The organism is Bartonella sp. TT29SHDZB (genome assembly GCF_042193395.1).
GTDB lineage: Bacteria > Pseudomonadota > Alphaproteobacteria > Rhizobiales > Rhizobiaceae > Bartonella.
The window spans coordinates 110661-117254 of record NZ_JBHILQ010000006.1; the positions used below are offsets into that span (position 1 = coordinate 110661).

Annotated in this window: 5 protein-coding genes, 1 tRNA gene and 1 pseudogene; 4 read left to right on the plus strand and 3 right to left on the minus strand. The window is 36.4% G+C overall.

All coding sequences use genetic code 11. From position 1 onward, the window contains the following. Positions 1-441: 441 nt before the first annotated feature. Positions 442-1971 (minus strand): glycerol-3-phosphate dehydrogenase, encoded by a 1530-nt coding sequence (gene glpD, locus ACFIJJ_RS04815; RefSeq protein ID WP_375646123.1) that lies wholly within the window; start codon positions 1969-1971, stop codon positions 442-444. 341 nt (positions 1972-2312) lie between these two features. Between glpD and ACFIJJ_RS04820 the strand changes: the two genes are divergently transcribed. The 4 genes from ACFIJJ_RS04820 (at position 2313) to ACFIJJ_RS04835 (ending at position 5572) form a co-directional block, all read left to right on the plus strand. Beyond that, positions 2313-3179 (plus strand): DsbA family protein, encoded by an 867-nt coding sequence (locus ACFIJJ_RS04820; protein WP_375646125.1) that lies wholly within the window; start codon positions 2313-2315, stop codon positions 3177-3179. Positions 3180-3421: 242 nt separating this feature from the next. Then, positions 3422-3919, plus strand: coding sequence for an acetyl-CoA carboxylase biotin carboxyl carrier protein (accB, locus tag ACFIJJ_RS04825; RefSeq protein ID WP_375623117.1), 498 nt, complete (start codon positions 3422-3424; stop codon positions 3917-3919). Between the two features lie 14 nt (positions 3920-3933). Beyond that, positions 3934-5292, plus strand: coding sequence for an acetyl-CoA carboxylase biotin carboxylase subunit (gene accC, locus ACFIJJ_RS04830; RefSeq protein WP_375623115.1), 1359 nt, complete (start codon positions 3934-3936; stop codon positions 5290-5292). 204 nt (positions 5293-5496) lie between these two features. Next, positions 5497-5572 (plus strand) — tRNA-Thr (locus ACFIJJ_RS04835). A 99-nt stretch (positions 5573-5671) separates the two neighbouring features. Here the strand turns inward: ACFIJJ_RS04835 and ACFIJJ_RS04840 are convergent. After that, positions 5672-5874: pseudogene (locus tag ACFIJJ_RS04840) on the minus strand (helix-turn-helix transcriptional regulator). 72 nt (positions 5875-5946) lie between these two features. Next, positions 5947-6570: a lambda exonuclease family protein gene (locus ACFIJJ_RS04845; protein WP_375646135.1), complete on the minus strand. Its 624-nt coding sequence runs from the start codon at positions 6568-6570 to the stop codon at positions 5947-5949. Between the last annotated feature and the right edge of the window lie 24 nt (positions 6571-6594).

Sequence of the window (6594 nt, forward strand, 5' to 3'; positions counted from 1 at the left end):
TTAAAATCCCCATTACGCCTCTATCCTTACATGATTTAGCACAGCGTTTAAGACAATAAATGATAAATTAAAACATTATACAATTTTTTATGATAGGCTTAATTTTCTTTAGAATATTCCAACTTATTGTGCAAAAAACACGATAGAAAGTATTTTTATCTCCTCCTTAAGATAAAGGACAAAACTTCTTATTCATATGAATCTAATTATAAAACATTTTCTCTCAATGCGTTCTTTATTAGATTTCACTTCATAGGATAGACAAATTTTACCCTAAATATTCAACCTAATTTTGCCATTATATGGTTGTTGCAAACAAACAACTAAGATGAGGGTATAGACGAGCATTATTTTTTAACATGTGTGAATGTACCTTATATCAATATCTCTTGGAGAAAAATATTCTACAATATTGCAAATAAAATCTGTAAAATTAAATGATTATAAATGTTGTTCAATCTCTTTTTGGCTCTGCATATAGGAAGAAAGAGTATCAACCTCTTGCTCATTAAAGAGAAGTCCAAGTTTTGAACGACGCCATAACACATCTTCACATGCTTTAGCCCATTCTTTTTCCATCAACCATTTTACTTCTATTTCATAAAGCCCATGTCCAAAATCTTTTCCTCTGTCCGCCTTACCATTTGCAAATATCACTAAGGCTTCTGTGCCGTAGGAGCGTGCAAGTCTGCGGTGTGTAAAGGCATCTAAATCTGGCATTAAAAAAGCAATTTTATTTTCAATTACATCTAATTTATTATAGTGAAAATCCCCCCCTGGAAGGGGTGCATTAGCTGTCCATGACGCTCCCTTTTTACCAAGTGCTTTTTCAACAAATCTCATCGCATCTTCAGCCAACTTACGATAAGTTGTAATCTTTCCACCATAAAGATTAAGAATCTTTGGTGCACTTCCTGTTCCCATTTCTCTTAAAACATAATCGCGCGTAATTTCTTGTGCTTTTGAAGCTCCATCATCATAGAGTGGACGAACTCCAGAGTAAGACCAGACAATCGTTTCAGGTAATACTGGTTGTATGAAATATTCACTGGCTGCTGCGCAGATATAGTTTATTTCTGTATCAGTAATATGAGCATCAGCAGGATCTCCCTGATAGTTACAATCTGTTGTTCCAAGCAAGGTAAACTCTTCTTCATACGGAATAGCAAATATAATACGCCCATCACCATTTTGAAAAATATAAGCACGATCATGCGTATAAAGCTTGGGAACCAAAATATGAGAACCTCTAACAAGGCGTATTGGTGTGTGTTCTTTACAATCTAATACGCTTGACAAAACACGATCAATCCAAGGACCTGTCATATTCGCGACATAAGAAGCTGTGACATTATATTTTTTACCGTTTAATTTGTCTTGAAGAAAGACACGCCATTTTTTGTCTTCTCTTTTTAAAGAGAGAACTTTTGTCCGTACTTTTATATCAGCTCCCCACTTTTCTGCATCACGAGCATTGGCAATGACTAAACGCGCATCATCTACTCTTGCATCAGAATATTCAAAACCTCTCTGATATTCTTTTTTCAGTGTAGCGCAAAACTTTTTTGAAAAATTAATCGTTTTACTGCGCCACAATTTCTGATTCCAGCTTCCTAAATAATCATAAATAAAAAGTCCAAAACGCAACATCCAAGCAGGGCGCAATTCTTTATGATAAGGAAGAAGAAAACGCAAAGGGCGTACAATATGTGGCGCTATGCGTAAAATGATCTCGCGTTCTTTGAGTGCCTCACGAACAAGTTTGAACTCATAATGTTCAAGATAACGAAGACCACCATGAATAAGTTTTGTTGATGCACTTGAAGTCCCCGATGCAAGATCTTTCATTTCAGCTAATCCCACTTTAAAACCGCGTCCAGCTGCATCTCTTGCCAATCCACACCCGTTTATCCCTCCCCCAATGATAAACAGCTCATAATGCATTGTGGTTTTCATAATTTCACTTTTCATTATTCAATTTTGTTTCACTGTCCTCAATAAAGCAACAATAAAAAACAATACAAGTGTTCTTCGTTGTATTATCAACGTACTTTTTCCTAAAATAAACACGCACAAAAAGCTTTTGATACCCTTATACATCAAAAAAACATTTGACAAATTAAAGAGATGATTTTTTATCCTCTAGGCAACATAATCTTTGCAAATGTACATCATATGAAAGCTTTTTAGAGAAAAATTAATGTTTTTTCTCATTTGAGAATACACACTATAGCTAAATGCTTTATTGCACATAGAGAACGCTTTTCATATAGTTCACTCAATGACACAATAGAAAATGTAAAGGTATACAGATGACTCATCAACCTCAAAACTCGAAAATAACAGTTATTTCAAAAATTTTAGTCCCAGTTATGTTGAGTATTTTAACCTTTTCACCTTCTTTATCAAACGCAACATCACAGCAAAAAGTAACCAATCATTTAAGCTTAGAAAAACTTAAAGCACAACTTTTAGAAGATTCTAGCTTTTTATCTAAGCTTAAAGAAACAATGGCTCCGCATACTGATTCTCAGCATATTCAACAAATTGTCAGAGAGTATCTTCTTACTCATCCAGAAATTTTGATTGAAATGCAGCTTATCCTTCAAGATAAGCTGGGAAGACAGAATGAAGATGAAAGTCAAAGCTCAATTATTCATTTATTAGAAAAGGAAATTTTTCATTCTCCTCATGACGCTGTTTTGGGGAATCCAAATGGTAAAAAAGCACTTGTTGAGTTTTTTGATTACAATTGTAAGTTTTGTAAAAGTTCCTATTCATATATAGAAGACTTGATAAAAGAATCCCCAGATCTACGGGTTATTATCAAAGATTTACCAATTTTGGGATCTGATTCTATGGCTACCCATATCGTTGCCTACGCATTTCGAAAACAATTCCCAGAAAAATATCCTCAGTTTCACAAAACACTTTTAATGCATCAAGGGCGCGCAAATGAAGCTAAAGCTATAAAAATAGCTGTTTCATTAGGAGCTGATGAAAAAAAACTCCGTAATGCAATAAAAGATCCTAATCTGCAAAACGCTTTTAAAGAAAATATTCAAATTGCCTCTACACTTCATATTACGGGAACACCTTCTTACATCATTGGTAATAAAATATTCATCGGCGCAGTCAGACAAGATATTTTAAAACAAGCGATAGATAATACACAGTAAATACCTGATCAGTTTTAGGCAGAATACTGTAAATGAGGTAATTTTATGCTTTCTCTTTTTTGACAACAGGCTTATAAGTGCAATTTTGCGTAAAGCGGATACGAGTTCAAAATTGCAAAATATAATGACTTAAAGGAAATAAATATCTTTAAAGCCTCAAAAGATATGATCCCTAATCTAGAAATATTCGATCATAAAATGAGATAATGACGATCTTCATTGATCAAGGAGTTAGAAATAAAATGGCAATAAAAAAAGTGGATTCGGCAAAAACCGCAATTGATACGAAAATTATTCGTGATCTTGCTGAAATTTTGAATGATACAAATTTAACGAACATTGAAGTTGAACAAGGGGAGATTCGTATTTGTATTTCCCGCCAAAATACCTTAACTTCTTCTGAGCAAGCAATCTATGCTCCTGTTTCTACTCCCACTTTTTCTGTAACATCCTCCCCAGTTCCAACAACTGAATCTCCTCTACAACCTATTCAAGAAGATAAATCAAAAAACACTATAACCTCTCCAATGGTTGGAACAGCTTATCTTGCACCTTCACCAGGCGCGCAACCTTTTGTAGAAGTAGGACAAAATGTTTCTGAAGGGGAGACATTACTTATTATTGAAGCCATGAAAACAATGAATCAAATTTCATCACCACGCTCAGGCACGGTAACCACTGTTCTTGTCAAAGATGGCCAACCTGTTGAATTTGGTGAACCACTTATTATTGTTGAATAAAGCGAGGGGCAACCATGATTCGAAAAATCCTCATTGCTAATCGGGGAGAAATTGCTCTTCGCGTTTTACGTGCATGTAAAGAACTTGGCATAAAAACCGTTGCTGTTCACTCTACCGCTGATGCAGATGCAATGCATGTTCGTCTTGCTGACGAAAGTGTTTGTATTGGCCCTCCTCCCGCTCGCGATTCTTATTTGAGTATTCAGCAAATTATTGCTGCTTGTGAAATTACAGGAGCTGATGCTGTTCATCCAGGTTATGGCTTTCTTTCTGAAAATGCAAAATTTACAGATGTTCTAGAAGCCCATGATATTACATTCATCGGTCCAACAGCTACTCATATCCGAATCATGGGCGATAAAATCGAAGCCAAGAAAACCGCCCAAAAACTTGGTATTCCTGTCGTTCCAGGTTCAGATGGAGCAATCACAGAAGAATCAGATGCTTTACGCACTGCTCGAGAAATTGGTTATCCAGTTATTATAAAAGCTTCTGCCGGTGGTGGTGGACGTGGTATGAAAGTCGTTCATTCTGAACAAGAATTTTCTATAGCTCTCAAAACAACGCGTTCAGAAGCGAAAGCTGCTTTTGGTGATGACGCTGTTTACATAGAAAAATATTTAGAAAAACCCCGTCATATTGAAATTCAAGTCATAGGTGATGGTGCGGGCAATGCTATTCATTTAGGAGAACGCGATTGTTCACTTCAACGACGGCATCAAAAAATATGGGAAGAAGCTACGTCACCTGCACTTAATGAAACTGAACGGAAAAAAATTGGAAGTATTGTTGCAAACGCCTGTGCCCAACTTGGATATCGTGGAGCTGGTACTGTTGAATTTCTCTATGAAAATGGCGAATTTTATTTTATTGAAATGAATACGCGTTTACAAGTCGAGCATCCTGTAACTGAAGCAATTACAGGTATAGATTTAGTCCATGAACAAATCCATATTGCATCAGGCTGCAAGCTTTCATTGACACAAGATGATGTCTGTTTTTCTGGTCATGCCATTGAATGCCGTATTAATGCAGAAGATCCTATTAATTTTACGCCATCACCTGGAACCATTACACATTTTCATACCCCTGGAGGTTTAGGAATTCGTGTTGATTCAGGCGCTTATTCAGGTTACCGTATTCCTCCTTACTATGATAGCATGATTGGAAAGCTGATTGTTCATGGACGTACCCGTTTAGAATGTATGATGCGTTTACGGCGTGCTTTAGATGAATTTGTCGTTGATGGAATAAAAACTACACTACCTCTTTTTCGCGATCTTATTAATAATCAAGATGTTGCTGATGGTAATTATAATATTCACTGGTTAGAAAAATACCTTTCTCATCAATCAAAGTCTTCAGATTCGTAATTCGAGAGCAAAATGGTGTTTTTTTATAAAAGATTCTATAAGATATCAACATAAGGATAGTTCTAATCTTGCTGTAAAAAGTGGTAAAAGAGGAAATAAGTTGGTTATTTTTTATTTGTTATATAGTTTTCACTTAATATGCACAAAATTTTATAATTTTCTGTTTTCCTTTTTGTTAGTTTGTGCTAACTCCTACATGGTTACGCCCTTATAGCTCAGTTGGTAGAGCACCTGATTTGTAATCAGGGGGTCGGGAGTTCGAGTCTCTCTGGGGGCACCATTTTATTTCTTAAACATATTGAAATATATAGATTTTTTCTTTAAATAGCCATTTTCAGACCACCTTTTAGACCACCTTCTACGGTTTATACAACTTTACCTAATTTGTTCTTATTTGCTCCTTATTTTTCTTTGGAGTAAAGGGTAAGATCTCTTTTTTCTCCACCTCACTGCTCTCCCTAGCTTATATGGCTCCGGAAACAACCCCTGAAGCACCCAATTGCGAATCGTTGTTGTGGATACACTAAAAAGCTGTGCACACTCACGTGTCGTTACATATCTATCTCCATCATCAAATATCATCTCATTACCTTTCTCTTTTTTATATTAATTAAATGGGCGGGGGTGCTGGGAGGAGAGAGCACCCCCATAGGTTCAAGCAGCTTTTGTCAAAATCTTTTGCATTTCTTGTTCTATTTCCCCTAAAAAGATTTCGACCGCTTTATTAATCTTTTCAATTTGTTCCTCGTCACGGTTGACGCGTTTGATTTTCATTCTCAAACCAGTAGATCTACCTACAAAGTTTGGATTATAGCTCATGAAATGACACCATTTTCGTCCTGTACAAGCCATTTGGAATTGCATCTGTGCGTGATATTCTGGTTTGATTTTGCCATCCATAAAGAAGCGCAAATGCGTGGTCGATTGTGGACATTTAACTTCAACTAAACCGTCATCACCAACAAATCCATCAGGACTTGCTCCTGCCATTTTTATTGTGGGGTGTTGGATAAACCCGCACCTTGTGACGTCTGTGTCATAAATGAATGCATATTCTCTCAAGGCATCATCCTCATGTTCAATGCCCCATTGCATAGCTGGTGTTATATAAGATTGGCTTATTCCTTCTATTAGGCGCTCTGTAATGAGTTTGATTTTGTAGTCTTCATATTTGCTGGTAGGCAAGCCTTTAGCTGTATTACTGAGTACGCTGTAGACATTAGATGCAGTGACTTTACCCAAGCGCGCTTGAAACCACTCTGCTGTCCTTTGTTCCATTTCACACCGCCGTTTCTTGTTGAG

Coding starts and splice junctions, on each gene's coding strand:
- glpD (WP_375646123.1), bottom strand. CDS start 1,971: ATGAAAAGTGAAATTATGAAAACCACAATGCATTATGAGCTGTTTATC.
- ACFIJJ_RS04820 (WP_375646125.1), top strand. CDS start 2,313: ATGACTCATCAACCTCAAAACTCGAAAATAACAGTTATTTCAAAAATT.
- accB (WP_375623117.1), top strand. CDS start 3,422: ATGGCAATAAAAAAAGTGGATTCGGCAAAAACCGCAATTGATACGAAA.
- accC (WP_375623115.1), top strand. CDS start 3,934: ATGATTCGAAAAATCCTCATTGCTAATCGGGGAGAAATTGCTCTTCGC.
- ACFIJJ_RS04845 (WP_375646135.1), bottom strand. CDS start 6,570: ATGGAACAAAGGACAGCAGAGTGGTTTCAAGCGCGCTTGGGTAAAGTC.